Raw genomic sequence first — 25,614 nt, forward strand, 5'->3', positions numbered from 1 at the left:
CGAATTGCATTTTGCGCCAACCTAATGCGGCCCCGCCCGCCTGTCACGCACCCACCCTCGCCCGTTTCGCGATCATGCCCTTTGCACGAAATGCCACGCATATCGCAAGGGAACCGCAATTTCCCGAAAACTGCCAAAATCCCGCCACTCTTTTATGTTTAAGATTAGGTAACGCAACGTTTCCACCGAGAAGGCTGGATCAGCACTGTTGATACGGCCATGCCTTATGGAGTTCGAAGCGCGAATACGGTAGGCTGTTTCTCTGCGCGGAGAGCGACGCGTGCTGCAAGGTGCGAGCCAACGCGCAGGACGGACAGAAGATACAAAGGGCCACAATGACGGCACACATGAACACACCCTATGCCCAAAGCGCGAGCGTAGGGGACACTGAACGGCACGGCGACGCCATCATCGACGCCGCAGGTATTGTTCAGAATCTTTCCGTCTATCGCGCCCACGACTTTCGAGTGGTTGATGGCGCCAATCTGGGTGATCCAGTGGGGCCTGCCTTTGACCTCGAACTTGCTGACGTCTACGCCCTCAAAAAACACACCGCACGCGAGCGTCTTGCCCTGCGTATGGATGACTCGAGCCTCTATATCGGAGATGACAGTGGCGTTGGCGTTGCGGGCGCGCAGGTGCACCTTGATTGCACCGCAACCTTTATCGCGGGCGACGGCGCGACGGTCGAGGCCTTGATCCTCGTGGAAACTGACGTGCATGGACATATGGAGGCCTGCTACCTCCTGCCCTTCGCCCCCATTGATCCGCAACAGACCTATTCTCTGGTCAAGATCGACCACGACACACCGCGTGCGCGTCTGGCCGAGGTGGCCTGCGTCTCTTTCACGCGCGGCACACTCATCACAATGGCCAACGGCAAACAGGTTCCGATCGAAGAGCTGCGCGTGGGGGACAAGGTTCTGACCCGCGACCACGGCCCACAGGAAATTCGCTGGATCGGCGAGCAAACCGCCCGCGCGACAGGGGCCTTCGCCCCCATCCGCATCAAGGCGGGCACGCTCAATAATGAGAACGATTTGATTGTCTCACCCAACCACCGCATTTTCATCTACCAGCGCCGCGACACGATCAAGGCAGGACGCGCCGAAGTGCTTGTGAAAGCGCGCCTGCTGGTCAACGGCGTCAATGTGGTGCGCTCGGACGGCGGGTTTGTCGACTATTTCCAACTGCTCTTCGACAACCACGAAATCATCTATGCCGAGGGCATCGCCGCCGAGAGCATGTTCGTCGACAGTCGGGTGAAACCCTATCTTCCCGCTGACGTGCAGGCACATCTCGGCGCCAACAATCATGGGAGCGCACGGCCCCACGCCGTCGAGATCCTCGACGGTGCGCTCGATAGCGCGTCGGCTGCCGACCTCCTGCGCACCGCCTCTCTCGGCTGACACCGCACAATCATAACAGCGCAATAGAGATTGCCGCCCGACGCCTGCCCCGCTATATGCGAGCGCATGTTGGACCGTAGCCATAACGCCCCCGAATTGCCGCCCGAGATTGCCCGTCGTCGGACCTTCGCGATCATCTCGCACCCCGATGCGGGTAAGACGACGCTGACCGAGAAATTCCTGCTCTATGGTGGCGCGATCCAGATGGCAGGTCAGGTGCGGGCCAAGGGCGAAGCACGCCGCACTCGTTCCGACTTTATGCAGATGGAAAAGGATCGCGGCATTTCGGTCTCCGCCTCCGCGATGTCATTTGACTTCGCCAGCGGCGAGATAAATTACCGTTTCAACCTCGTCGACACGCCCGGCCACTCGGATTTCTCCGAAGACACCTACCGCACCCTCACGGCAGTTGACGCCGCGATCATGGTAATCGACGGCGCGAAAGGCGTGGAAAGCCAGACGCAAAAGCTCTTTGAAGTCTGCCGTCTGCGCGACCTGCCGATCCTGACGTTTTGTAACAAGATGGACCGAGAGAGCCGCGACACGCTGGATATCATTGACGAAATTCAGGAAAATCTTGCTATCGACGTGACGCCAGCATCTTGGCCCATCGGTGTGGGGCGCGAGTTCCTTGGCTGTTATGACGTGATCAACGACCGCCTCGAATTGATGGACCGCGCCGACCGCAACAAGGTGGCAGAGAGCATCGCAATCGAGGGGTTGGACGATCCCAAACTGGCCGAACATGTGCCCGAGCACCTGCTCGAACAACTCCGCGAAGAGTTGGAAATGGCGCGAGAACTGCTGCCGCCATTTGACCGCGAGGCCTTTCTCGACGGAACCCTCACACCGATCTGGTTTGGTTCCGCGATCAACTCGTTTGGCGTTCAGGAGTTGATGCAGGGCATCGCCAACTTCGGCCCGGAGCCGCAGCCCCAAAACGCCTCACCGCGACCGATTTCCGCTGACGAGAAAAAGGTCATGGGCTTCGTGTTCAAGGTTCAGGCCAACATGGACCCCAAACACCGCGACCGCGTGGCATTTGTCCGCCTCGCATCGGGCCACTTCAAACGCGGGATGAAGCTCACCCACGTGCGATCGAAGAAGCCGATGGCGATTTCCAACCCCGTTCTTTTCCTCGCCTCCGACCGCGAATTGGCCGAGGAAGCATGGGCGGGCGACATCATTGGCATTCCCAACCACGGGCAATTGCGCATCGGCGACACGCTGACCGAAGGCGAAGACATTCGCGTCACGGGCATCCCCTCCTTCGCGCCCGAGCTGTTGCAAACTGTGCGTGCGGGCGATCCGATGAAGGCAAAACACCTCGAAAAGGCGCTGATGCAATTCGCCGAAGAAGGGGCCGCGAAAGTCTTTAAACCTGCTGTCGGGTCGGGCTTCATCGTTGGTGTTGTCGGCGCGCTCCAATTTGAAGTTCTGGCCAGCCGCATCGAGTTGGAATACGGCCTGCCCGTGCGTTTTGACGCCTCGCAATTCACCTCCGCGCGCTGGCTCAACGGGCCGAAAGCGGAAATCGACAAATGCGTGGCCACCAACAAGCAGCACATCTCCTACGACCATGACGGCGACCCTGTCTTCCTGACACGCCTGCAGTGGGACATCGACAGGATTGAGCGGGATTACCCTGAACTCACGCTTTCGGCGACGAAGGAAATGATGGTCTGAGCCATCGGGGTGGCGGTATTCTGCCGACTCTCGTGGCAAGGATTCCATTCACAACAGCGCATGCTAGAGTGCGCGCGACGCAAGATAAAATGGAGCCAACCATGCCGTCTATCAGCCGCCTTGCCTTGACCGCTGGCCTTTCCGCTGGCGCGACCGCCACTTTCACGTTCGGCACCGCCGCCTTCGGAGACACCTCGGGTTGGGAAGTGATCCAACAGATCACAATCGACGAAATTGTAACCGAGCAAACCTACGAAGTGCGCAAGTCCTATCCGAAGGCCCTGCCCGCCGAAGGTGTGGAAATGGAACTCACTGGCTATGTCGTGCCGATGTATCCTGGCGAGAAGATCACCGAGCTTCTGATGGTCTCGGACATGGGCCTTTGCCCGTTCTGCGGATCGGCTGACCACGGCGCATCCTTGCAGATCACCTTGGCCGAACCAATCACCACCATCGACGAAGGTGCGCGCATCACTGTTCGGGGCATCATGGATCGGGTCAACGACCCCGAGACATGGCAAGCCGTCAAAATGAACAACGCCGCGATCACCGCAGGCGCCTAAGACCTGACAAAATCGAACGAAAAGGGTGGCCAAACCGCAAGGTGGCCGCCCTTTTTCTTTCACATATCGAACATTTTGCCCGATTTCAGCTCGTTGGACAGACGAACACCTCGAATTCTTTGCCCTCGTTTCTCGAACATGCCGCCACCGAAGACATGCGCCGCGAACTCCATCTTGGAGCGTTGCAGCTTGACCTCGGGGCATTCTCTATGACGCGCAGAATACGCGGCATTCCTTGACCTTTTCACAATTGCCGCGTATCACGCGGGCACCAAGACACCTTCGGCAATCCGGCCAGAGGTGGGCCGCACGGGACATCAGCGGCCTTTTAATCACGCCGCATGACCCCGAAAGGCATCACTTGACCAAATTTTCCGACCTAAATCTCGATCCCAAAGTTCTCCGCGCTGTTGAAGAAGCCGGATACGAATCCCCTACTCCCATTCAGGAAGGCGCCATTCCGCCCGCGCTCGAAGGCAGGGACGTACTAGGCATCGCCCAGACGGGGACAGGCAAAACCGCCTCCTTTACCCTCCCGATGATCACGCTCCTCAAACGTGGCCGCGCTCGTGCGCGGATGCCGCGTTCTCTGGTGCTGTGCCCGACACGGGAATTGGCCGCGCAGGTCGCCGAGAACTTCGACGCCTACGCCAAGCACGTCAAGCTGACGAAGGCACTTCTGATCGGTGGTGTCTCGTTCAAAGAACAGGACGCGCTGATCGACCGTGGCGTCGATGTGCTTATTGCCACTCCTGGTCGCTTGCTCGACCATTTCGAGCGCGGCAAGCTGTTGCTGACGGGTGTGCAGATCATGGTGGTCGACGAGGCCGACAGGATGCTCGACATGGGGTTCATCCCCGATATCGAACGCATCTTCTCCCTCACGCCGTTCACGCGTCAGACACTGTTCTTCTCCGCCACCATGGCGCCCGAGATCGAGCGGATCACCAACACCTTCCTCTCCGCCCCTGCCCGCGTTGAAGTGGCGCGTCAGGCAACTTCGGGTGAGAACATCGAACAACATGTCGTCATGTTCAAAGCCTCGCGCCGCGACCGCGCAGCGTCGGAGAAACGCAAGCTCCTACGCGCACTGATCGACGCGGAAGGCGAGAAACTCGACAACGCGATCATCTTCTGCAACCGCAAGACGGATGTGGATATTGTATCGAAATCGCTCAAGAAATACGGCATGGACGCCGCCCCGATTCACGGCGACCTCGACCAGTCGCAGCGCAACAAGACGCTTGAGGACTTCCGTGAAGGACGTCTGAAGGTGCTCGTCGCCTCCGATGTGGCTGCGCGCGGTCTTGACGTTCCGTCCGTGACCCACGTGTTCAACTACGATGTGCCGAGCCATGCCGAGGACTATGTTCACCGCATTGGCCGCACGGGCCGAGCGGGACGCGATGGCAAGGCGATCATGCTGTGCGAACCGCGTGACGAGAAGAATTTCGAGGATGTCGAACGCCTGATCCAAAAACCGATCCCGCGCCTCGACAACCCTCTTGGCGGTGGTGCGCCCGAGGCGGCACCCGCATCCGACGATGCACAGGACAAACCCGCCGACAAGCCCAAACGCAGCCGTTCCCGTCGCCGTAAATCGGACGACACACCAGCGGCAACTGAGGCGGCAACTGAGGTCAAGGCCGACGCCCCCGTCGAAGCAGATCTCGCTCCAGTACAAGAGGCCGAAGCCGAGGCACCCAAGCAGGATGCCGCGCCCGAGCGGCAAGACGAGGCGCGTGGTCAAGACGATCGCAACGGAGACCGTCGCGGATCTGGACGCTCGCGCGGTGGACGCGGACGCTCACGTGGACGCGAAAACGGCAATGATGCAATCGGCCTCGGAGACCACCTGCCAACGTTCATAGCTTTGAGCTTCGACGAACGCTTCGCACAGGAGTGAGCAAAGACTCACTCGACCGAAATCTCAAAGCAAAACCCGCGCCCCAAAGCGCGGGTTTTTCGTTTTGTACGGATGGTCATGGCTCACACCCCTCAGGCGTCCTCCCTCACCCTAGTCGCCTTCCGCAATGTTCGAGCCCCTTCCCCGCACTGAGTGACAATAGCGACCGTCCTCAATCGCGCGCCCCACAACCTTCCCCCCTTTGCGTTAACCTTAATCAGATAAACCTTAACGCATCTTGTGCCGGCAAACACGAGAACACCCTTTGACCGTTGAGGCTCACATTCGAACCGTAACGTGCCTTCAGGCGGTTCCTCGTGCTCTGTGACGCAAGAGCCCACAAGCCGTCGTACGCAGAACTCGCCAAGTAGCGCAGGCGTATGTTGGCCTCTGTTGCCGCAACAGGCGCCCCCAACCTGTCGAGCAAAGGCACCTCAGGGGGCCTGTTTTTGCTCCGTCTCGATGAGTGGTATTTCAGTTCGTTCTTGCTCGGGCGCGCCGCACAGTAGGTCCACGGCACGGTCGGCGGCGTCCTGAAACGGCTCCAGCACCATGTCCGCACCAGAAGCAAACAAATCCTCGGTGTCTTTGGGGTGATGAGAGGCTACGGCCACTCGACCGGAAAATCCTGTCATCCGAACCAACTGGATCAGGGTTGTGCGCGTGTCCTCATGGCTAAGGCCCGTGGGATGTATCGGCACGGTCGAGATAACCCAATCGGCGCGTTCTAGCGGTAGTTCGGCGACAAACTCCGGGTCAGTGGCATCACCAAATTCTGTCTCGAGCCCGAGATCACGCCAACGCCGCACTGCCATCGGATTGAAGTCAACGCCTAGCACCCGAATGCCGCGCTTTTTCAGCCGCATCCCAATGGCCGTGCCAAAGCGCCCTAATCCGAAAATGATCACAGTGTAGCTATCGTTGCTGTGCGCTCTGCATTCATTTGGCTCACGCGGAGTGCCCTTGCGCTCAAAGATGCCAAGTAGCGGCTCGAACAGCGTATAGAGTTGATGCGAATACGTGATCATGTAAGTCGAAGCTGCAATCGTCACCAATCCAACCATTGTAACGAGGCCGAGCGCATCGTCCTGAACATGGCCAAGAGAGACACCCATAGCCACGAAGATCAGGGAAAACTCGCTGATCTGCGCCACTGTAAGGCCCGCAAGGTAGCCCGTGCGCTTGCGGTAGCCCATCGACCCCATGATCACGAGCACGATCAACGGATTTCCAATGAGGACGAAGAGCGAAAACACAATCGCCCCTGTGACATGCGCCCCCAGAAGCGATAGATCCAACGCCGAACCAAGCGCGATGAAAAAGAATAGCAGCAGGAAATCCCGCAAAGGAGCCAGCCGCGCCGCAATCGTCTCACGATAGGGAGTCGAAGCAAGTGCGACACCAGCCAGCAAGCCACCAACTTCCTTGCCGAGGCCGACAAAATCACCTGCCGCCGCGAACATTGCCGCCATGGCGATGGCAAAGATCACCAACAGTTCTGGCGCACGCGCTAGCCGTTCTGTCAGCGGATTGGCGACAAAACGCACGAACAGGATAACAACAGCCACCATGGCTACGCCAGATGCCAAAACCATTGGCACCGACCCACCGCCGTGCCCACCACCCTCGCCTGCGGTGCCGATCCCGATGGCGGACAAAACAATCATCGCAAGAACAACGACGAGATCCTGTACGATCAAGAAACCTAGGGCGATCTGACCATGCAGGCTGTCGATTTCGCGCTTGTCCGACAGCAGCTTGACGATAATGATGGTCGAAGAAAAGGTCAGCGCCACAGCGACATACAGACTGGTGACGTGCCCCAATCCAAGTGCAAGCCCGATCAGGTAGCCAAAGATCGAAGTGAACGCGACCTGACCTAGCCCTGTAAGCAATGACACGGCCCCCAACGATCGGATCAGCTTCACGTCAAGTTTGATACCGACGAGAAACAGCAGCACTGCGATCCCTAGCTCGGACAGCAAGTCAATTTGCGCATCAGAATGGACGATATTTAGTGCCGACGGCCCAGCGATCAGACCGACGGCGATGAAGCTGACGATCAGGGGTTGGCGCAGCAGCAGTCCAACAAGACCGACCATCGCCGCCAAGACCAGAAGAGCCGCAATTTCGGCGAAGGGCGTGTGGTACAGGGCGTCGATCATGGTTTTCCTTCGTGTTCCGATTTGTCACCTTGGCTGGCCTCGCCATCCGTCCCCGAGACGTCTTTGGCGCGTGTGGAATGACTGCAAAGAAACGCATCCAAGTCGCTATCCGCGATCCGCCATCCTTTACCAACTTCGATGGCACGCAATTGGCCGTCTTTGATCCAGCCTCTCACCGAGGCTTCGCTCACCTTCAGGAGGTCAGCGACCTCTTTCACTGTTTGATACTGCTCACGGGTCATCGCAATCACCTATGTTATGCAATACGGCGCAGTATAGCGCGGTTCAGTGTATTTGGATTGATCTAGGTCAACGCAAATCACTTACGAAGTTGTTAGATGGAATACACTAGGACGGTGCTGCGATCAGGAGAGCGATATGAAAAAAATTATGCTGGCCACGGACTTTTCCGAGCGGTCCGACCGCGCGCTTAGGCGTGCCACATTGCTCGCGAAGAAGTTCGGTGCTTCCCTGTCGATTATTCACGCCGTCGACGATGATCAGCCAAGCCGCATCGTTGAATCCGAAAGCGTAGAGGCCTCTACTCTATTGCGGCAGTTGCAAGACACCGTGCAAACTGTCGACGGAATCCCATGTGAGAGCCGTGTCGTGCTGGCTGACGCCTTTGTTGGTATTGCTCAGGCGGTCGATGAAGAAGCGCCAGACTTGCTTGTGATCGGCCCGCATCGGCGCCAAGCCTTGCGCGATGTGTTCGTCGGCACCACGGCAGAAAGAACCATCCGTTCGGTTGCCTGTCCCGTTCTCATGGTCAATGCACCGCCCGTCGGTCCCTACCGCCATGTCATGCTGGCGACGGACCTCTCGTCGGGGTCCAAGAGAGCGGTAGATACCTGTTTTGACTTGGGCCTGACAGACGGTGTCGATGTTTCGTTTCTCCATGTCTACGACGCGCCTGCGGTGCGCCTGACCATGAGCCATACAATCGGCCCAGAGGGAAAAGACGCCTACCTTGAGGAATTGCGCAGCGACGCGGCAAAGGATCTTGCACAATTCGTGCGGCAAACCAACCTGCGGTCGTCGCGTCAATTGGTGCGCTTCTGGGATCACGCGCCAGCGGATGAGATCTTGAAAGCCACGCAGGAGCATTCGGTCGGGCTTGTCGTTTTGGGCACAGAGGGTCGGGAAGGCGTTGCAAAGTTTGTTCTGGGAAGCGTCGCAGAGGCCGTTTTGCGAAAAGCCGACTGCGACGTTCTTGCCGTCCCGCCAGCATCCGCATCGCGCGCTTCGTAATTGGGAGTGTAGTGGCGAGGCGAACCTTCAGATCCACCCCATCCCTCTTCAAAAAAATCAGCCGGATGTTGGCAACCCAATGCAACAAAATACTGCCTCGCATCCGAAGTCGGCCTAAAGCTCCTTTTTGACCCAGCTCCAAAGGGCACGTAAAAGAGAACGATGACAATGGGTTCGACTGGCCGCAGGGTATGCTTGTCGAGAGGAGTGTGAATGGACGAAAATCCAACCACGGGACAGTGCCTTTGTGGCACTGTGAAATTTCGCATATCAGGAAAGTTCGAGAGCTTCTTCCTGTGCCACTGTTCCCGCTGCCGAAAGGATAGCGGTTCCGCCCATTCGGCAAACCTGTTTTCGTCTTCTGCCAAAATCACGTGGGTGTCAGGCAAGGAAAACGTTAAGACGTACAAGCTCCCTGACTCACGCCACATGAAGAGCTTTTGCGCCACCTGCGGGTCCGCACTGCCAATTTTCCAGCCAGAGATCAGTCTGCTTGTGGTGCCTGCAGGATCGCTTGATAGTCCGATCGACATTCGACCCAACGCGCATATCTGCTGTTCCAGTCGCGCGAACTGGGACAACGACTTGGCCTCCATTGAAAAGATCGACGGGCTTCCTGGCTAAAACGTCGAGCCGCTGGACATCTCTGCAAGCAGCCAGCCAACAAGGACGCGACCATCGGCCTCGTCGGCACTCCGCTTTTTCCATCAACCGACATTCTGCGCAGGCTATCAACGCCCATTTCGACTATGCGACGCCTGATCCAAAAGCCAAACCTTTCAATGAGCCGACCGATCGGGCGCCACATTGCAGGATCAAACCACCATTTAGCGGGCACGTAGTTGGGTCAGAATGTCGGCGGCAATTTCAAACGAACGAATCCGCGCCGTATGATCGTGGACCATGCTGGTCACAATCATCTCGTCTGGCTGATTCTTGTCGATGATAGCGCTCAATTGCGCCCGAACCGTATCAGGCGACCCAGTTGCAGAGCAGGACAAAGACTGTCTGACACGCGCGAGAACTTGCGACGGCACTTGCGCCTCGATGTCTTCGATAGGTCGCGGCAGCTTTCCAGGCTTGCCAGAGATCAGACGCGCAAAGGCAAGCTCCTGCGACGTGCGCAGGAAGTGAGCTTCCGCGTCCGTTTCGGCGGCCCATACACCCGCAGCAACCATGGCATAGGGTTCGGACAAGGTCTCAGATGGCCTGAAGGTGGACCTATAGACCGCCAACGCCTCGTCGAGCATGGCCGGAGCAAAATGCGAGGCGAAGGCATAGGGTAAACCCAGATGCGCTGCGAGTTGGGCACCATAGAGGCTCGACCCCAAGATCCAGACAGGGACGTGTGTGCCGACACCTGGAATAGCGCGGACGGCCGCATTGTCGGGCATATCACCAAGATAGCCGATCAGCTCCTGAACATCTTGCGGAAAGCTGTCTTCGGGCGCCATATGGCGGCGCAGCGCACGGGCGGTTCCCATGTCAGTGCCAGGTGCGCGGCCAAGCCCCAGATCAATGCGGTCACCGTATAGTGTAGCCAGCGTACCGAATTGCTCCGCGACGACCAATGGCGCGTGGTTGGGCAACATGATGCCGCCCGCGCCAATCCGCATGGTCTTGGTCGCGGCGGCCACGTGACCGATCACAACCGCCGTTGCGGCACTGGCAATACCGGGCATGTTGTGATGCTCGGCCAACCAATAGCGATGATACCCCGCCTGCTCGGCGACCTGTGCCAAGGAAACCGTATTGGCCAAAGCCTCCGCGGTGGTCTCGCCTTCTGGAACAGGTGATAGATCGAGGAGTGAGAAGTGTTTCATGGGAGCCTCCGTTTGCAAGGAGTTAAGCACCAGAGCGCAATAATCCAAGGTTCATAATAATCTTTGGAAGTCTTCGACTTAGAGGACGAGAAGCTGGCGCTCACGGCGAGCGTTCTGCTCGAGCTTCATCAAGGCGAACGCGACAGATCAGCGAGCGCTGCGGCAGACACATGAGAACTCAAGCTGTCGCAGCCCCAAGCGCCCTCCAAGGCCACGCAATTCCGAAGATTCGCGCGGCCTGATTGATCTGGTCGCTCATTCCGTCACCCTGCCATCAGCTCTATTGCGAGTCAGTCGCGAAAGGGCGAACGCCAACGTCGAGTAGACAACCACGAGAACGATCTGTGTTTGGATCGCCCCAGCTACATCCCGCGCCGAAGCGCCCATCTGATCCACCGCAACAAAGGCGGATATAGCCGTTGATGATGGCACAAGCATCGACAGGGTGCGCAGGTGGTCCGGTATCATTTCTACAGGCCACGAAATGCCTGACAAAAAGAACAGCGGCATCCCGATCACCACGAGAAAGAACACAACTCCTTCGCGCCAAGGAATGGCCATCGCGATAGCAAATCCCATAGCGATACAGGCTAGGATAAAGGGCACAGAGACCAACAGCAGCGTCGCAAAGTCGCCTGTGCGTGGAATACTGTAGAAATAGGGGATCGCCATCTGCGTGAATGCAACCCAAACCATATACAAGGCGAAGTAGGCCGCAATCGTGGCCAACATACGCGCGCCCGTTGGAGGCCTGCGCCCTGCATGTAGCAACCCGATCCCCATCAATAGCGTCTGCTGCAAGATCAAGACAAACGCCGCAGGGATCACGTAACTGGCATAGCCGCCTTGCGGATTGAAAACGGACACATTGGTAACAGACACTGGCGAGAGCATCGTGCGCGCCACGCCATCATCGACACCCATTGCGGTAAGGCGCGCATAATTGACCTGTGCGCCCATTGTTCCCGCAACCGTGCTGACGGCCCGCATCACATTGGAGTAGATCAATAGATAGCTGCCATCACTGTAGGCGGCCAAGGGCGCGGGACGGCTGGCAAGGATGTCCGCTTCAAAGCCCGCTGGGATTACGAATATCCCGTAAACATCGCGTCGGAAAAAGGCATCCCTTGCGGTTTCCATATCTGGCGCGGACATGGTCACATCAACCAAATCTGTCACGTCGATTTCTCGCACCAATGCCCGGCTCGCGGTCGAGTTGTCCTGATCAATCACAACCACAGGAACATCGCGCAACACCTCGCCGACGTAGGGCTGTGGATACAGAACGCTATAGATCAAAATGCCGACGATCATCGTGGATTTCGCACTGTCGTCGGCAAAGAGCCTGCCTATGACCGCGAACACCTCTGCAAAGAAATGGCTCAGCTTTTTCATGACGTACTCTCTTGCGCGTCTGCGTCAGCATTCTCAGAAACGGGGATTTGCGCCATTGTCTTACGTGTCATGAGCCACAACAGGGTTGAGAAGACCACGAGCTGGGCAAGCAGCCATCCCATTGTCGGCAAGGAATACTCAAAGGGTGCGCCGCGCAGGGTCTGGTCGGTTCGCAATTGCAGGTAAGGCGTCAACGGTATGATCGCGCCCCAGATCTGAGAAAAGAGCGTCATGCCGAAACGGGGAAAGCTGACCCCCGCAAAACCGAAAGACGGCGCCACGACCAAGCCCATCATCCCAAGAGCCCCCGTCGTGTCCTTGGCAAGCAGCGCTATCAACGCCCCCATGGCCTGACACGTCAGGATAAACACGAGCCCATTGAGGAAGAATACAAAGACATTGCCGCGAAAACTGGCATCAAAGACGTTGAACAACAACAGATCCCCAAGCAGCAAAACAAACGTGCCCACAAAGGTGTAGGGCAAGAGTTTTCCCAAGATTGCACGGGTTGGCGACCCTGCAATGCGCTGTAAGCGTGGCATTCCATTCGGGGAATGGTGTTCGCGCGAGAACGACAGCACTGCCGTAGCACAGATGAAAATCTGCAAGACAGTTGGCATGATCGTTGAAAGCAGGAACTGGATGTAGTCGAGTGAAGGGTTGAACAGTGGGCTTTGCTGGACGGGGATTGGCGTAATCAAATCCAGCGCGCGATCAGACCCTACTCCCTGAGCCTCAAGCAGGCGCAACGAAACGCCTGCCGAAAACGTCGAAACTGTTGTGCTCAGGCTACGCCCGACAATGCCGCCCGCCGTCAAGAACTGGCTGTTGGAGAAAATCACAACCTCTGGCCGCTGCCCCAGAAGGATATCGTGCTCAAGGCCTGCGGGGATCAAAAGAACCGCATAGGCGCGCTGTGCCACCAATGCCTGCCGCGCCTCCCTGAGAGATGCAAGCTGCTCGACAACCTCAACATCAGCGGCTGCATCGGCCATGCGCACGATCTGGCGTGACATCGTTGATCCATCAAGATCAACAACGGCCACGGGCAGATCACGCGGCAAACCTGGCGCAAAGATCACGGCCAGCATCAGAAACAGGATCAGCGGGAGCGGCACCAGCATGAAAGCAAGGGCTGGTCGCGTCGCAATCTGGCGCAACTCACGACGCCAGATCCGACGAAATCCCGGGGGAAGATGCGAGGAAGTCACTGGATCACTGTCCGCTTCGCGTTGAGGTGGGCCAATCGGCCAAAACGCTCATTCCGGGGCGCAACCCAGGGACCGTCTCAACAGGGTTCGCACGGACCGAAAAAGTTCGCAGATCAAAGTCACCCGTCGCCTTGGTCGCGCGCCAGTTGGCGTAGCTTCCTTGCACGTTAATTGACGCAATCACGGCATCAATCATATCGGAACCATCACCCAGAGCAGGAATTTGCACCTTCAAAGGCTGGCCAACTTCCAACCCCTCCAACAGATCTTCGCGCAGGTTGAACGTAAACCAGGCGTGATCAACATCCACGATGGAAATCAGCGGCGCACCCGCGCTAAACAACTTGCCCAATTCTGCGGTTCGTGCCGTCACCTCCCCGTCGATGGGCGAGGTCACAATCATTTCCTCTACACTTGCCTTGGTCTGCAAGACAGAGGCTTCGGCCTGCTTCACCTGTGCATCGGCAACGGCCTTTTGCTCAGGGCTTGCGCCATTACGCGCCTGATCAAGACTGGCCTGCGCGGCAGCTTGTGCTTGGGTTGCCGCAGTCAAGTTATTGGCGGCCTGATCAAGCGAAGCCTGCGACACCACAGATTCGTCTCGCAGTTGGGTGATACGGTCGAAATTGCTTTGCGCCAATTCTACGCTTGAACGTGCCGACTCCAACTGTGCCTCGGCAGCGGCAATCGTTTCAGGGCGCGTGGAATAGGTGAGATCGCGGTTGGCCTTCGCAACTTCCAGCGCGGCCTGTGCCGCGGCAAGTTGGGCATCCAGAATATCGCTTTCCAACCGCACAACGACATCGCCAGCGGCCACACGATCTCCGACATCAACAGGCGCTTCAGAAACGCGCGCCGAAATCATCGCCGACAAGTCAATGCGCGTTGCTTCTACTTCGCCTTGCACAAGGTAGGTCGCGGGCTGGCTCAGCGTCCAAACCAGATAACCTGCCACCGCGGCAACGGCGACCACAGAGGCCGCAACGGTTTTATTCAGTTTCATCGGGTATCCTTGACGTCATTTTAATTTGGAAAAGATTGCTTTTCTAAATTCATTTCCGATACTATGTCAATAATGAAATCAGTCATTCAAGACTTCGTGATACCTGTTTGGAATAGGCATTGCGCTCCCCCCTACATTTATGAAAATTTCCGTTTTCATAATCCACAAGAGGTGCGGCGATGACAAAACAGGAAACGACCAAAGCAAAACGACCGCGCGGCCGCCCCTCGTTACGCACAGAGCAGGAAACCCGCTCGCTCCTGATCGAGGCCGCAGCCGAAGTCTTTCTCAAAGAAGGATACGCAGGAACCAGCATCGAAGCCGTCGCCCGCAAAGCAGGCATGTCGACGAGAACGATCTATAAGACTGTGTCAAACAAGGCTGCCCTGTTTCGCTTGGTTGCAGATGACGCCATCAAGACAGGTATCGCGCATCTCGACATGCCTTCAAACGAGACTACAGTTGAAGGCGCTGTCTTGGCACTGTCACGCGCTTATAGCCAACTGGTCCTCGGCAATGAGGGTGTCTTGAAAACACGGGCCGTGTTCACAGAACAGTCTCAATTCCCCGAGTTTCGCGACAACTATCTATCGTCAATCAAAACAGTCGCCGAGGCGTTTGACCGTCGTTTTGTCGAGATTCTCTCTGAGGGCTCGTACGCGGAAGACGTTGATCTTCACGAAACGGCCAGGCTGCTACGGAGCATGATTAACGGCGCGCAAAGGGAAGCTGTGCTTGATCGCAGCTATGATGGAACGGCTTCCGACATATGCGCTTGGGCCGACAAATGCGCACACTTCGCCATGAGAGCGATACGGCCATAAATTCTAAATGGTATCGCGTCCGTCTCGACGCCCGCAGGCCTCCCTACTCTTGAAGGTCGGAGAGCGCCGTCAAAATAGCGTGTGTCGGTGCGCGAATGTTCGAAGGGGGAGCTACTCGCCCCCCCTCCTAAATCAGCGTCACCATCTTCCCGCCGTCACGGGATCAACTCGTCAGGCGTGAGATGACGATTTGCACCTCGGGTTTCTTGCCGATCTCTTCCTGCGCAGTTTTGCGGATGATGCGGCGCATGCTTTCTTCGAGTTTGTCATCATCGCTCATCGTCTTGCGATTGGCGCGTTGGAGGAACTGGTTCACGTCCTCCTCGATCACATCAACCAAAGGCGCGCGTGACAGCCCCACTTCGGGGAGGCCGCGCAACTCGCACCAGCAATCGCCCAGAGGCTCGTCATCCTCGACAATCACCGTTGCGACGATGATACCGTTTCGGGCAAGGCGGATGCGGTCGCGGACGATGCCATCAAGCGCACCAATCTGAACCGAGCCGTCAAGGTAGGTGCGGCCCGTTTCGACATATTCGACCACTTTCGGGGCCTTGCCGCTGAGATCCACGCCGACGCCGTTGGGTGCAACAATCGACTGCAACCCGTTCTCCTTGGCCAGTTTCGCATGTGCGCGCAGGTGGCGGTGCTCACCGTGCATTGGAACAACGATCTGCGGCTTGACCACCTCGTGCATGAAGGCAAGGTCGGGGCGGTTGGCGTGGCCAGAGACATGGATGTCGTCGCGGCCCGAGATCGTATCAACGCCAAGCTCGGAGAAGTTGTTGAGGATCTGCGCGACGGGAACCTCATTGCCGGGAATGGTCTTGGACGAGAAGATCACCGTGTCGCCCTCAGCCATTTTTAGGCCGAGATACTTGCCACGGCTTAGTTGAGCGGTGGCCGCGCGGTACTCGCCTTGGCTGCCCGTGGTGAGCAGCATCAGGCTTTCGCGTGGAATGTCGGCAGCGTGTTCGGGAGAGATCGTCTTGGGGAAGTCCTTGATGATCCCCGTTTCGATCCCTGCAGTAACCATGCGGCGCATGGCACGCCCCAGAAGGACCACGGAGCGCCCCGCGTTGGCACCTGCTTCCGCAAGCGTCTTTACCCGCGCGATGTTGGAGGCGAAGGTGGTCGCGGCGATCATCCCGTCGAGTGAGGCGACAAGCTCGTTGATCGGCTCAATCACTTCGCTTTCCGAACGGCCAGGCTTGTCGGTGAAAACGTTCGTGCTGTCACAGACCAGCGCCTTCACACCGTCCTTACACACGCTTTCCCAAAGGGCGCGGTCGAAAGCCTCGCCGACAACTGGAGTCTCGTCGATTTTGAAGTCACCCGTGTGGATCACGCGGCCCGCTGGCGTGTCGATGACAAGCGCCGAGCTTTCGGGGATCGAGTGCGATACGGGCAGGAACCCCACGGAGAACTTGCCTACCTTGGTCTGTTCGGGCCATTTGCCTACAGTCTTGATCTGCAACTCGTCATGACCGTGCTCTTCGAACTTGAGCCGCGCGAGGTGTGCGGTGAAGGCGCGGGCATAGATCGGCGCGCCGAGACGGGGCCAGAGGTGGCCGACCGCGCCGACGTGGTCCTCATGCGCGTGGGTGATGAAAATGGCGTCGATGCGGTCCTTACGTTCCACAAGCCACGCCACATCGGCGAAGATCAGATCCACGCCCGGCGAGCCGTCCATATTGGGGAAAGTGACGCCGAGATCGACGACGATGTAGCGCTCTTTGCCCGCGGGCCCGTAGCCATAGACGTAGCAGTTCATGCCGATCTCGCCGGCACCTCCGAGAGGTAGATAAAGAAGTCGGTCGGTCATGCGTTGCCCATTTCTTTGTTATAGTTGTGGATCACGACAAGGCCGTGGATTGTCAGGAACTCGTCATATTCGTCAAATAATGTGTGGCCCTGATTGAACAGCGGCGCAAGTCCCCCCGTCGAGATCACGCGCATCGGGCGGTCGTATTCCGCCTTGATCCGGTTACAGGTCTCTCGCACCAGCCCCACATAGCCCCAGAACACCCCCGACTGCATACAGTCAACGGTGTTTGTGCCGATCACCTTCTCGGGCATGGTCACATCGACATGCGGAAGGGCGGCGGCGGCGCGGTGGAGAGCTTCAAGCGAGTTGTTCACGCCAGGCGCGATAGCACCGCCGACATAGGCCCCGTCCTCGGCCACCACGTCGAAGGTCGTCGCCGTGCCGAAATCCACCACGATGAGATCCCCGCCGAAGCGGTCGTATGCGGCGGCGGTATTGACGAGGCGGTCGGGGCCGACCGTTGTACCCTCGTCCACGCGCGGGGCGCGCGGGAGAAGGCATTCGGGCTTGCCCACCACCAGCGGGCGGCAGTCGAAGTAGCGTGCGCAGAAGACACGCAGATTGAACACCACGCGTGGCACCGTGGTGGAAATGATCACTTCGGTGATGTCCGCTTCGATCTTTTGAAAGCTCATCAGTGTGGAGAGCCAGACGTAATACTGGTCCGCCGTGCGCTGTGTCTCGGTGGAGGTGCGCCATGTGGCGATGAATTCCTCGCCGTTCCAGATGGAAAAGACCGTGTTGGTGTTGCCGGTATCAATGCACAGAAGCATGGGCGGCGTCCTTTCAGAAGTAAACATCGGCGGCAGGGATGGAAAGCTGCCCCTTCGCCGTTTTAAGCACAAGATTGCCGCCCGCATCCACTGTTTCGAAGGTACCGTGGTGCTCTTCGGTGACGGTCCGCGCACGGATCGGTTGGCCGATTTTTGCAGCGCGGGCGAGCCATTCGGTGCGGATCGGGGCGAAACCGTAGGTGGTAAATTGCGCCTCCCAACGGGCAAAATTGGGGGCGAGAATGTCGAGGAATTCCTCGGGCGTGACGCGCGCGCCTGTTTCCGACAAAAGCGAGACAGGCGGTGTTGCGCCTTCTTCGACCTGTTCGGGCATGGGCGCATCGACGAGGTTGATCCCGATACCAATAGACAGATGCCGCGCGCCGCGTTCCAAAAGAATACCCGCGACTTTGCCACCGTTGAGCAACACATCATTGGGCCATTTGAGCGTGAACCCGTCAGGGCGCCCCGTCACGGTGACGAAGGTATCGTGCAGCGCGAGAGCGGCCACAAACGACCGCAGCGCGACCAAGGCGGGCGGCTCCGTGGGAAACATGAGCAGCGTGGCGGCAAAATTGCCCTTGGGCATGGACCACGCCCGCCCGCGCCGCCCGTGCGCAGCGGTCTGGTCGAGGGCAAGAATCCACTGCGGCAAGGCGGAAGAGGCCGCAATGCGAGCGGCCTCTTTCATCGTGCTGTCCGTTGTGGGCAGGACGAGACGCCCTACCCCATCGGGCCAGATATGGTCGTTATTTGACAAGGGCCTCGGCCGCGGTTGCTGCCATCTCACCGACACCGAAGAGGTTGATGATCCCCACCAGCATGATCACGGCGGACGCCATGAGCATCAGCGTCGCCATCGGGCTGGACACTTTGTCGAGCGGATCGCTCTCGGCACCGAAGTACATGTAGAACACGATGCGCAGGTAGTAGAAGGCCCCTATGACGGAAGCAATCACACCGAAGAGAACCAGATAGGACAGACCAGCACCCCATGCTGCCTCAAGCACCGCCAGTTTCCCGAAGAAGCCAAGCATCGGCGGCACACCCGCGAGCGAGAACATCAGCACCAGAACAGCCAGCGCTTTGGATGGCGAGGTGCGCCAATAGCGGTTGAGCGAGGAGAGATCGGTGACGGGTTTACCATCGCGCTCCATTGTCAGGATAAAGGCAAAGGTGCCGATGTTCATCGTGACATAGATCGCCATGTAAATCAGCGCCGCCTGCACCCCTTCCGCGTTGCCCGCGGCCAGCCCCATGAGGGCGAAGCCCATGTGGGCGATGGAAGAATAGGCCATCAGACGTTTGATGTTGGTCTGGCCGATACCAGCGACCGAACCGAGCAGCATCGAAGCCACCGCGATCACCGCGAGAACCTGTTGCCAGTCCCCGACAATGCCACCAAAGGCATCGTGCAGAACGCGGGCAAATAGGCCCATGGCGGCCAGCTTCGGCGCAGTGGCGAAGAAGGCGGAAGTCGGCGTGGGCGCGCCTTCGTAAACATCGGGCGTCCACATGTGGAACGGCACAGCGGAAACCTTAAAGGCAAGGCCCGTCATGATGAAGACGAGGCCGAAGAGCGCACCGAGCGGCACATCGTCCTGAACAACCGAAATGATACCTGCGAAAGAGGTGGTGCCCGTGAAACCGTAGGTCAGCGACGCACCGTAGAGCAAAAGCCCCGACGCGAGCGAACCAAGCACGAAGTATTTCAGGCCCGATTCCGTGGACTTCACGCTGTCACGGCGGAAGGAAGCGATGACATAGAGCGCCAGAGACATCAGTTCGAGGCCGAGGTAGAGCGCCATCAGGTCGCCTGCCGAAACCATGACCATCATGCCAATAGTCGAGAACAGCACGAGGATCGGATACTCGAACTTGAGCATTTCGCTTTTCTGCATGAAGTCGAGCGACATCACCAGAACGGCGGCTGCAGCCAGCAGTGCGCCAACCTTGCCGAAGCGGGAGAAGGCGTCGTCGATGAACATGCCGTCGAAGGCGACGTTCGTGCCGCCGCTGCCCAGTGCAATCATCGCCGCGATGATGACAAAGGCGCCTGCCGTGGCCCATGTGACCATGGCCGCCATCTTGTCCTTGCCCGTGTAAACGGCGAACAGCAGAACCGCCATGCCGTAGATCGCGAGCAGGACCTCTGGAAGGACAATCGCAAAATCGTTGGGTGTCATGGTCCGTCCCCTTAGTGACTGGTTGCGGCTGCGGCGCTGATGAGATCAGCGGGCAGTGCGGCGTTGTAGTTATCAAGCAGGTTGCTCACCGACGGGCCGATCAGATCGGTCACAAGCGCGGGGTAAACCCCGAGCAGGAGCGTCATGGCGATCAGCGGCGCAAAGATCCACTTCTCGCGTGCGGTCATATCGGTGATCGCCTTCAGGCTTTCCTTGATCAGATCACCCAGCACCACGCGGCGGTAGAGCCACAGTGCGTAGGAGGCCGAGAGGATCACACCCGTAGCGGCCACGGCGGCGACCCATGTGTTGGCTTGGAACATGCCGACGAGCGTGAGGAATTCACCCACAAAACCCGACGTACCTGGCAGGCCGACATTGGCCATGGTGAAGAACATGAAGACCAGCGCGTAAGCGGGCATACGGTTCACCAACCCGCCATAGGCGTCAATCTCACGTGTGTGGATCCGGTCATAGATCACACCGACGCAGAGGAAGAGCGCGCCCGAGACAAAGCCGTGGCTGAGCATCTGGAAGATCGCGCCATCCACACCCTGCTGATTGAGCGAGAAGATACCAGCCGTCACGTAGCCCATGTGGGCGACCGACGAATAGGCGATGAGCTTTTTCATATCCGTCTGCACCAGCGCGACAACAGAGGTGTAGACAATGGCAATGGCCGAGAGCCAGAGCACGAAATCGGCAAGATAGTGCGAGGCCACAGGGAACATCGGGATCGAGAAACGCAGGAAGCCGTAGCCGCCCATCTTCAGCATGATCGCAGCCAGAACAACCGAACCCGCCGTGGGCGCCTGAACGTGCGCATCGGGAAGCCATGTGTGCACGGGCCACATCGGCATTTTCACCGCGAAAGAGGCGAAGAAGGCGAGGAAGGCCAGCGTCTGCATTCCGCCAACGATATGGAAGCCGAGGACGTTCAGCGTCTGAGAAGAGAACTCATGCGCGAGAAGCGTCGGAATATCGGTGGTGCCTGCATCGACATACATGGCGATCATCGCCACCAGCATCAGGACCGAGCCGAGGAAGGTATAAAGGAAGAACTTGAACGCAGCGTAGATGCGCTCCTTGCCGCCCCAAATACCGATGATCAGGAACATCGGAATGAGCCCCGCCTCGAAGAAGAGGTAGAACAGGATCAGGTCCAGCGCACAGAACACGCCGAGCATGAGTGTTTCCAGAAGCAGGAAGGCAATCATGTATTCCTTGACCCGCGTGGTCACACCCCATGCCGACCAGATAACTAGCGGCATCAGGAAGGTGGTGAGCAGCACGAAGAGCACGGAAATACCGTCCACGCCCATCTTGTACTGCATCCCCATGATCCATTCGGCCTCTTCGACCATCTGGAAGCCCGTATCCTCGGGGTTGAACCCTGTCAGGATAAAGACCGAGATCAGGAAGGTGATCACGGTGGCAAAAAGCGCCAGCCGTTTGGCGTTGAGTTGGGCGGTCTCGTCGTCACCGCGCAGGAAGAGGGCCAGCACCAACGCTGCCACAGAGGGCAGGAAGGTGACGAAGGAAAGGACGTTATCCATTAGTTGGACCCTCCGCCGATCGACATCCAGGTAATCAAGAGTGCAATCCCCAGAACCATTGTAAATGCGTATGTGAAGATGTAGCCCGACTGCGCGCGCTGAGCGAGGCGGGTGAAGAAGGGCACGATGCCCAGAGCCACGCCGTTGATCGCGCCGTCGATGGTCCCTTGATCACCGCGCTTCCAAAGGAAGCGGCCGAAAGCAAGTGCGGGACGCACGAAGATACGGTCGTAAAGCTCGTCGAAATACCACTTGTTAAGCAGGAAGTCGTAGAGCACGGGCTGGTTCGCGGCCAGTTTTGCGGGCAACTTCGGCTTGCGGATGTAGAACACCCAAGCCGTGATGAAGCCGAGCAGCATGGCGATAAACGGCGAGACCTTGACCCATGTCGGCGCGTGGTGTGCATCGTCGAGGATCGTGTTGTCCGCACCGATGTAGATCGCGCCTTCAGGAGCAGCACCAGCCATCGCGCCGTGATCGTCGGCATGTTCGTCAGCCATAGCGACCTCTTCGCCATGCGTATCCACCGCCTCGCCATGGTCGCCAGCGGCGGCCTCGTGGTGGTGGGGAATACCGAAGAATTCGTTGTGCTTGTCATGATCACCGAAGAAGGAGCCATACCAGATCATGCCCGAGAACACCGCGCCGAGCGCCAGAACGCCAAGCGGGATCAGCATGACCATCGGGCTTTCGTGCGCATGTTCATGTGCGTGATGATCGCCGCGCTCCTTACCGTAGAAGGTCAGGAAGATGAGACGCCACGAGTAGAAGGAAGTGAACAGCGCCGCCACGACCAGTAGCCAGAAGGCGTAGCCGACACCAGAGGCATAGGCACTCTCGATAATCGCGTCTTTCGACAGGAAGCCAGCAAAGCCGATGTGGGTAAGCGGAATGCCGACACCTGTGATGGCCAGCGTGCCGATGATCATCGCCCAGAAGGTGAACGGGATCTTCTTACGCAGGTTGCCGTAGTTGCGCATGTCCTGCTCGTGGTGCATCGCGTGGATGACCGAGCCTGCACCGAGGAAGAGCATCGCTTTGAAGAAGGCGTGCGTCAGCAGGTGGAACATCGCGGGACCGTAGGCCCCTGCCCCTGCGGCAACGAACATATAGCCCAGTTGCGAACAGGTAGAATAGGCGATCACGCGCTTGATGTCGTTCTGCACCAGACCCACGGTCGCGGCGAAGAATGCGGTCGAAGCACCGATGTAGATGATGAAGGTCTGTGCCTGCGGCGCGTATTCAAACAGCGGCGACATGCGGCAGACGAGGAAGACCCCAGCCGTCACCATGGTCGCGGCGTGGATCAGCGCCGACACAGGCGTCGGGCCTTCCATCGCGTCGGGAAGCCACGTGTGCAGGAAGAGCTGCGCCGATTTCCCCATAGCGCCGATGAACAGCAGGAAAGCGATCAGGTTGGCTGCATTCCATTCGGTCCACAAGAAGTGAAGCTGCGTCTCGGCCAGTTGCGGACCAGCAGCGAAGATCGTGTCCAGATCAATGCTATCGGTGAGGAAGAACAGAGCCATGATACCGAGGATAAAGCCGAAGTCGCCAACGCGGTTGACGATGAAAGCCTTCATTGAGGCGGCACCAGCAGAGGGTTTTTTGAAATAGAAGCCGATGAGCAGGTAGGACGCCAGCCCCACACCTTCCCAGCCGAAGAACATCTGCACGAGGTTGTCAGCCGTCACCAGCATGAGCATGGCGAAGGTAAAGAAGGACAGGTAGGCGAAGAAACGGGCACGATAGGGCTCGTTGTCGCTGAAGTTCTCGTCATGCGCCATGTAGCCGAAGCTATAGAGGTGCACGAGCGCGGAGACCGTTGTGATGACGATCAGCATGATCGAGGTGAGGCGGTCCATGCGGATGCCCCAGTCCGTCGAAAGCGACCCACTCTCGATCCATTTCAGGATCGAAATGTGCTGCGTCACGGAGGCGTCGAGGCTGAGGAAGACAACCCACGACAGGAAGGCGGAGAGGAAAAGCAGACCCGTCGTCAGGATCTGTGCCCCTTTCTCCCCGATCATGCGCCAGCCGAAGCCGCCGATGAGGGCACCCACGAGCGGGGCGAATAGGATGATCTGTTCCATGACCCTTACCCTTTCATCACGTTGACGTCTTCGACGTCGATCGTGCCACGGTTGCGGAAGAAGCTCACAAGGATCGCAAGTCCGATCGCGGCCTCGGCGGCGGCGACGGTCAGCACGAGCATGGTGAAGATCTGCCCCACAAGATCCCCCGCAAAGGAGGAGAAGGCGACGAGGTTGATGTTGACCGACAGCAGGATCATCTCGATCGACATCAGGATGATGATGATGTTCTTGCGGTTCAGAAAGAGACCGAAAATCCCGATCACGAACAGCGCTCCCGCGACTGCCAGGTAATGTTCAAGTCCGACCATGTCGTCCCTCAGTTCTTTACTTGCGCCACACTTGTGGTGGCTTTTTCACGAGGCGGCCTCAGCGTCGCCCCAAGTTCTTACGCAAGGCGCGCGGGCTTATAGCCCCTGCCCTGGTTTCACGTCCTTCAATTCCATCGCCGCCGCAGGGTCGCGGTGCATCTGGGCCACGACATTCTGGCGTTTGACATCTTCGCGATGGCGCAGGGTCAGCACGATGGCGCCGATCATGGCGACCAGCAGGATCAGGCCCGCGAGTTGGAAGAGCATCAGGTAATCGTCATACATCAACTGTCCGAGTGCTGCGGTGTTGTGGACATCCGCAGGCGTCACCGCACCGCGCAGCCCCTCGGCCCCGTCAGCAGCCGTCCAGTCGCCAAAGGCCAGTCCCAATTGCATCAGGAACACCACACCGATCAAAAGCGCGAAGGGAAGGTATTTCGCCATCCCCGCTTTCAACTCGGCGAAATCGACATCGAGCATCATCACGACGAAGAGGAAAAGCACCATCACCGCGCCGACGTAGACGATAACCAGAAGCATCGCCACGAACTCCGCGCCCAAAAGCACGAAGAGGCCCGAGGCCGACAGGAAGGTGAGGATCAGCCAGAGCACCGAGTGCACAGGGTTGCGGGCCACGACCGTGAACAACGCCCCCGTGAGCATCAGGATGGCAAAACAATAGAATGCGAAATCAGCGACAGTCATTCACTGTCCTCCTTGCGGCTTTCGGCGCGTTCGGCAAATATCTCTTGCGCGAGCTCCAGAGCTTTCGACATTGCGGGAAGACCGCCCAGCAAAGACATCTGGTAGATCACTTCCGCGATTTCTTTCTCGCTCGCCCCTGCTTCAAGAGCATGACGAACGGTCATTTTAAACGGCGCCTCGGCCTGTGCTCCTTGCGCGGTAAGACCCGCGAGCACAACCAGAAGCCGCGTTTTGCTGTCCAGCCCGTCCTTGTTGAAGGCGTTGCCCCAAAGCATGTCCATTTGCTCTTTGGTCATCATGGGGAACATCTTGTCAAAGGCGGGCGGGGTGAACGTCGCCATAGTCGGATTGAAGGCAGCGGCCATCTTCTGGCCCTGCTCCATCATCTGTCCGAACATTTTGGCGAAATCGTTCATTGTCTGTCTTTCTGCGCCTTAACGGTAGGGCGCGTCGAGTTCGAGGTTGCGGGCAATCTCGGCTTCCCAACGGGCACCGTTCTCAAGCAGCTTGTCCTTATCGTAGAACAGCTCCTCGCGGGTCTCGGTGGAAAACTCGAAGTTCGGCCCTTCGACGATGGCATCCACGGGGCAGGCTTCCTGACAGAAGCCGCAGTAGATGCATTTCGTCATGTCGATGTCATAGCGCGTCGTGCGGCGCGATCCGTCTTCGCGGGGTTCCGCGTCGATGGTGATCGCCTGCGCAGGGCAGATCGCCTCGCACAGTTTACACGCGATGCAACGTTCCTCGCCGTTCGGATAACGGCGCAGGGCATGCTCGCCACGGAAACGCGGGCTGAGCGGGCCCTTTTCGTGCGGGTAGTTGATCGTCGCTTTCGGCGCGAAGAAATAGCGCAACCCGATGCGGAAACCGGCGATAATGTCGGTCATCAGGAAGTATTTCGCGGCGCGGGTGTAGTCGAGAGCCAT

The 25,614-nt window shown here is 58.3% G+C and carries 23 protein-coding genes; 7 read left to right on the forward strand and 16 right to left on the reverse strand.

Features of this window, described 5'->3' with window-relative positions:
• Window positions 1–347: 347 nt before the first annotated feature.
• The 4 genes from ACN0SC_RS01700 to ACN0SC_RS01715 all read left to right on the forward strand — a co-directional run bounded on the left by ACN0SC_RS01700 (window position 348) and on the right by ACN0SC_RS01715 (window position 5,564).
• The gene (locus ACN0SC_RS01700; RefSeq protein ID WP_417247934.1) at window positions 348–1,409 is read left to right on the forward strand and encodes a Hint domain-containing protein; all 1,062 of its coding nucleotides are present in this window, start codon (window positions 348–350) and stop codon (window positions 1,407–1,409) included.
• 66 nt (window positions 1,410–1,475) lie between these two features.
• Entirely contained in the window at window positions 1,476–3,095 is a 1,620-nt protein-coding gene (locus ACN0SC_RS01705) for a peptide chain release factor 3 (protein WP_417247935.1), read from the forward strand.
• 101 nt (window positions 3,096–3,196) lie between these two features.
• Entirely contained in the window at window positions 3,197–3,658 is a 462-nt protein-coding gene (locus tag ACN0SC_RS01710) for a hypothetical protein (RefSeq protein WP_417247936.1), read from the forward strand.
• A 361-nt stretch (window positions 3,659–4,019) separates the two neighbouring features.
• Window positions 4,020–5,564: a DEAD/DEAH box helicase gene (locus ACN0SC_RS01715; RefSeq protein ID WP_417247937.1), complete on the forward strand. Its 1,545-nt coding sequence runs from the start codon at window positions 4,020–4,022 to the stop codon at window positions 5,562–5,564.
• Between the two features lie 434 nt (window positions 5,565–5,998).
• Here ACN0SC_RS01715 and ACN0SC_RS01720 read toward each other — a convergent pair whose 3' ends face one another.
• On the reverse strand, window positions 5,999–7,729 hold the full coding sequence (locus ACN0SC_RS01720; protein WP_417247938.1) for a cation:proton antiporter: 1,731 nt from the start codon (window positions 7,727–7,729) through the stop codon (window positions 5,999–6,001).
• A complete protein-coding gene (locus ACN0SC_RS01725; protein ID WP_417247939.1) occupies window positions 7,726–7,971 on the reverse strand; it encodes a helix-turn-helix domain-containing protein in 246 nt (81 codons plus the stop codon). Before ACN0SC_RS01725 ends, ACN0SC_RS01720 begins: the two co-directional genes overlap by 4 nt.
• 136 nt (window positions 7,972–8,107) lie before the next feature.
• Between ACN0SC_RS01725 and ACN0SC_RS01730 the strand changes: the two genes are divergently transcribed.
• Together ACN0SC_RS01730 and ACN0SC_RS01735 are read left to right on the forward strand one after the other, a co-directional pair.
• Entirely contained in the window at window positions 8,108–8,980 is an 873-nt protein-coding gene (locus ACN0SC_RS01730; RefSeq protein WP_417247940.1) for a universal stress protein, read from the forward strand.
• 213 nt (window positions 8,981–9,193) lie between these two features.
• A complete protein-coding gene (locus ACN0SC_RS01735) occupies window positions 9,194–9,604 on the forward strand; it encodes a GFA family protein (protein WP_417247941.1) in 411 nt (136 codons plus the stop codon).
• A gap of 203 nt (window positions 9,605–9,807) precedes the next feature.
• Here the strand turns inward: ACN0SC_RS01735 and ACN0SC_RS01740 are convergent, their stop codons facing one another.
• The 4 genes from ACN0SC_RS01740 to ACN0SC_RS01755 form a co-directional block, all read right to left on the reverse strand.
• Window positions 9,808–10,803 carry an LLM class flavin-dependent oxidoreductase gene (locus ACN0SC_RS01740; protein ID WP_417247942.1) on the reverse strand — a complete coding sequence of 332 codons (996 nt, stop codon included), beginning with the start codon at window positions 10,801–10,803 and terminating at the stop codon, window positions 9,808–9,810.
• Window positions 10,804–11,058: 255 nt separating this feature from the next.
• Window positions 11,059–12,198, reverse strand: a complete 1,140-nt coding sequence (locus ACN0SC_RS01745; RefSeq protein WP_417247943.1) for an ABC transporter permease — start codon at window positions 12,196–12,198, stop codon at window positions 11,059–11,061.
• Complete coding sequence (locus ACN0SC_RS01750) at window positions 12,195–13,322, reverse strand: ABC transporter permease (protein ID WP_417247944.1); 1,128 nt, start codon at window positions 13,320–13,322, stop codon at window positions 12,195–12,197. The genes ACN0SC_RS01745 and ACN0SC_RS01750 overlap by 4 nt, the downstream gene beginning before the upstream one ends.
• Before the next feature lie 91 nt (window positions 13,323–13,413).
• The gene (locus ACN0SC_RS01755; RefSeq protein ID WP_417247945.1) at window positions 13,414–14,412 is read right to left on the reverse strand and encodes an HlyD family secretion protein; all 999 of its coding nucleotides are present in this window, start codon (window positions 14,410–14,412) and stop codon (window positions 13,414–13,416) included.
• A 179-nt stretch (window positions 14,413–14,591) separates the two neighbouring features.
• Here ACN0SC_RS01755 and ACN0SC_RS01760 point away from each other — a divergent pair, with 179 nt between their 5' ends.
• Complete coding sequence (locus ACN0SC_RS01760; RefSeq protein ID WP_417247946.1) at window positions 14,592–15,236, forward strand: TetR/AcrR family transcriptional regulator; 645 nt, start codon at window positions 14,592–14,594, stop codon at window positions 15,234–15,236.
• A 163-nt stretch (window positions 15,237–15,399) separates the two neighbouring features.
• Here ACN0SC_RS01760 and ACN0SC_RS01765 read toward each other — a convergent pair whose 3' ends face one another.
• The 10 genes from ACN0SC_RS01765 to nuoI form a co-directional block, all read right to left on the reverse strand.
• Complete coding sequence (locus ACN0SC_RS01765; RefSeq protein WP_417247947.1) at window positions 15,400–17,061, reverse strand: ribonuclease J; 1,662 nt, start codon at window positions 17,059–17,061, stop codon at window positions 15,400–15,402.
• On the reverse strand, window positions 17,058–17,837 hold the full coding sequence (locus ACN0SC_RS01770) for a type III pantothenate kinase (protein ID WP_417247948.1): 780 nt from the start codon (window positions 17,835–17,837) through the stop codon (window positions 17,058–17,060). Before ACN0SC_RS01770 ends, ACN0SC_RS01765 begins: the two co-directional genes overlap by 4 nt.
• Before the next feature lie 13 nt (window positions 17,838–17,850).
• A complete protein-coding gene (locus ACN0SC_RS01775; protein ID WP_417248539.1) occupies window positions 17,851–18,579 on the reverse strand; it encodes a biotin--[acetyl-CoA-carboxylase] ligase in 729 nt (242 codons plus the stop codon).
• Between the two features lie 7 nt (window positions 18,580–18,586).
• The gene (gene nuoN, locus ACN0SC_RS01780) at window positions 18,587–20,023 is read right to left on the reverse strand and encodes an NADH-quinone oxidoreductase subunit NuoN (RefSeq protein ID WP_417247949.1); all 1,437 of its coding nucleotides are present in this window, start codon (window positions 20,021–20,023) and stop codon (window positions 18,587–18,589) included.
• Between the two features lie 11 nt (window positions 20,024–20,034).
• A complete protein-coding gene (locus ACN0SC_RS01785; RefSeq protein WP_417247950.1) occupies window positions 20,035–21,579 on the reverse strand; it encodes an NADH-quinone oxidoreductase subunit M in 1,545 nt (514 codons plus the stop codon).
• Complete coding sequence (gene nuoL, locus ACN0SC_RS01790) at window positions 21,579–23,672, reverse strand: NADH-quinone oxidoreductase subunit L (protein WP_417247951.1); 2,094 nt, start codon at window positions 23,670–23,672, stop codon at window positions 21,579–21,581. Before nuoL ends, ACN0SC_RS01785 begins: the two co-directional genes overlap by 1 nt.
• Window positions 23,673–23,677: 5 nt before the next feature.
• Window positions 23,678–23,983: an NADH-quinone oxidoreductase subunit NuoK gene (nuoK, locus tag ACN0SC_RS01795; protein ID WP_417247952.1), complete on the reverse strand. Its 306-nt coding sequence runs from the start codon at window positions 23,981–23,983 to the stop codon at window positions 23,678–23,680.
• Between the two features lie 96 nt (window positions 23,984–24,079).
• On the reverse strand, window positions 24,080–24,688 hold the full coding sequence (locus tag ACN0SC_RS01800) for an NADH-quinone oxidoreductase subunit J (RefSeq protein WP_417247953.1): 609 nt from the start codon (window positions 24,686–24,688) through the stop codon (window positions 24,080–24,082).
• A complete protein-coding gene (locus ACN0SC_RS01805) occupies window positions 24,685–25,104 on the reverse strand; it encodes a carboxymuconolactone decarboxylase family protein (RefSeq protein WP_417247954.1) in 420 nt (139 codons plus the stop codon). The genes ACN0SC_RS01800 and ACN0SC_RS01805 overlap by 4 nt, the downstream gene beginning before the upstream one ends.
• A gap of 18 nt (window positions 25,105–25,122) precedes the next feature.
• Entirely contained in the window at window positions 25,123–25,614 is a 492-nt protein-coding gene (gene nuoI, locus ACN0SC_RS01810) for an NADH-quinone oxidoreductase subunit NuoI (protein ID WP_417247955.1), read from the reverse strand.

The sequence above is a fragment of the Celeribacter sp. genome (assembly GCF_048261515.1).
Taxonomy (GTDB): domain Bacteria; phylum Pseudomonadota; class Alphaproteobacteria; order Rhodobacterales; family Rhodobacteraceae; genus Celeribacter.

Coding starts and splice junctions, on each gene's coding strand:
- ACN0SC_RS01700 (WP_417247934.1), top strand. CDS start 348: ATGAACACACCCTATGCCCAAAGCGCGAGCGTAGGGGACACTGAACGG.
- ACN0SC_RS01705 (WP_417247935.1), top strand. CDS start 1,476: ATGTTGGACCGTAGCCATAACGCCCCCGAATTGCCGCCCGAGATTGCC.
- ACN0SC_RS01710 (WP_417247936.1), top strand. CDS start 3,197: ATGCCGTCTATCAGCCGCCTTGCCTTGACCGCTGGCCTTTCCGCTGGC.
- ACN0SC_RS01720 (WP_417247938.1), bottom strand. CDS start 7,729: ATGATCGACGCCCTGTACCACACGCCCTTCGCCGAAATTGCGGCTCTT.
- ACN0SC_RS01725 (WP_417247939.1), bottom strand. CDS start 7,971: ATGACCCGTGAGCAGTATCAAACAGTGAAAGAGGTCGCTGACCTCCTG.
- ACN0SC_RS01730 (WP_417247940.1), top strand. CDS start 8,108: ATGAAAAAAATTATGCTGGCCACGGACTTTTCCGAGCGGTCCGACCGC.
- ACN0SC_RS01735 (WP_417247941.1), top strand. CDS start 9,194: ATGGACGAAAATCCAACCACGGGACAGTGCCTTTGTGGCACTGTGAAA.
- ACN0SC_RS01740 (WP_417247942.1), bottom strand. CDS start 10,803: ATGAAACACTTCTCACTCCTCGATCTATCACCTGTTCCAGAAGGCGAG.
- ACN0SC_RS01745 (WP_417247943.1), bottom strand. CDS start 12,198: ATGAAAAAGCTGAGCCATTTCTTTGCAGAGGTGTTCGCGGTCATAGGC.
- ACN0SC_RS01750 (WP_417247944.1), bottom strand. CDS start 13,322: ATGCTGGTGCCGCTCCCGCTGATCCTGTTTCTGATGCTGGCCGTGATC.
- ACN0SC_RS01755 (WP_417247945.1), bottom strand. CDS start 14,412: ATGAAACTGAATAAAACCGTTGCGGCCTCTGTGGTCGCCGTTGCCGCG.
- ACN0SC_RS01760 (WP_417247946.1), top strand. CDS start 14,592: ATGACAAAACAGGAAACGACCAAAGCAAAACGACCGCGCGGCCGCCCC.
- ACN0SC_RS01765 (WP_417247947.1), bottom strand. CDS start 17,061: ATGACCGACCGACTTCTTTATCTACCTCTCGGAGGTGCCGGCGAGATC.
- ACN0SC_RS01770 (WP_417247948.1), bottom strand. CDS start 17,837: ATGCTTCTGTGCATTGATACCGGCAACACCAACACGGTCTTTTCCATC.
- nuoN (WP_417247949.1), bottom strand. CDS start 20,023: ATGACACCCAACGATTTTGCGATTGTCCTTCCAGAGGTCCTGCTCGCG.
- ACN0SC_RS01785 (WP_417247950.1), bottom strand. CDS start 21,579: ATGGATAACGTCCTTTCCTTCGTCACCTTCCTGCCCTCTGTGGCAGCG.
- nuoL (WP_417247951.1), bottom strand. CDS start 23,672: ATGGAACAGATCATCCTATTCGCCCCGCTCGTGGGTGCCCTCATCGGC.
- nuoK (WP_417247952.1), bottom strand. CDS start 23,983: ATGGTCGGACTTGAACATTACCTGGCAGTCGCGGGAGCGCTGTTCGTG.
- ACN0SC_RS01800 (WP_417247953.1), bottom strand. CDS start 24,688: ATGACTGTCGCTGATTTCGCATTCTATTGTTTTGCCATCCTGATGCTC.
- ACN0SC_RS01805 (WP_417247954.1), bottom strand. CDS start 25,104: ATGAACGATTTCGCCAAAATGTTCGGACAGATGATGGAGCAGGGCCAG.
- nuoI (WP_417247955.1), bottom strand. CDS start 25,614: ATGGCTCTCGACTACACCCGCGCCGCGAAATACTTCCTGATGACCGAC.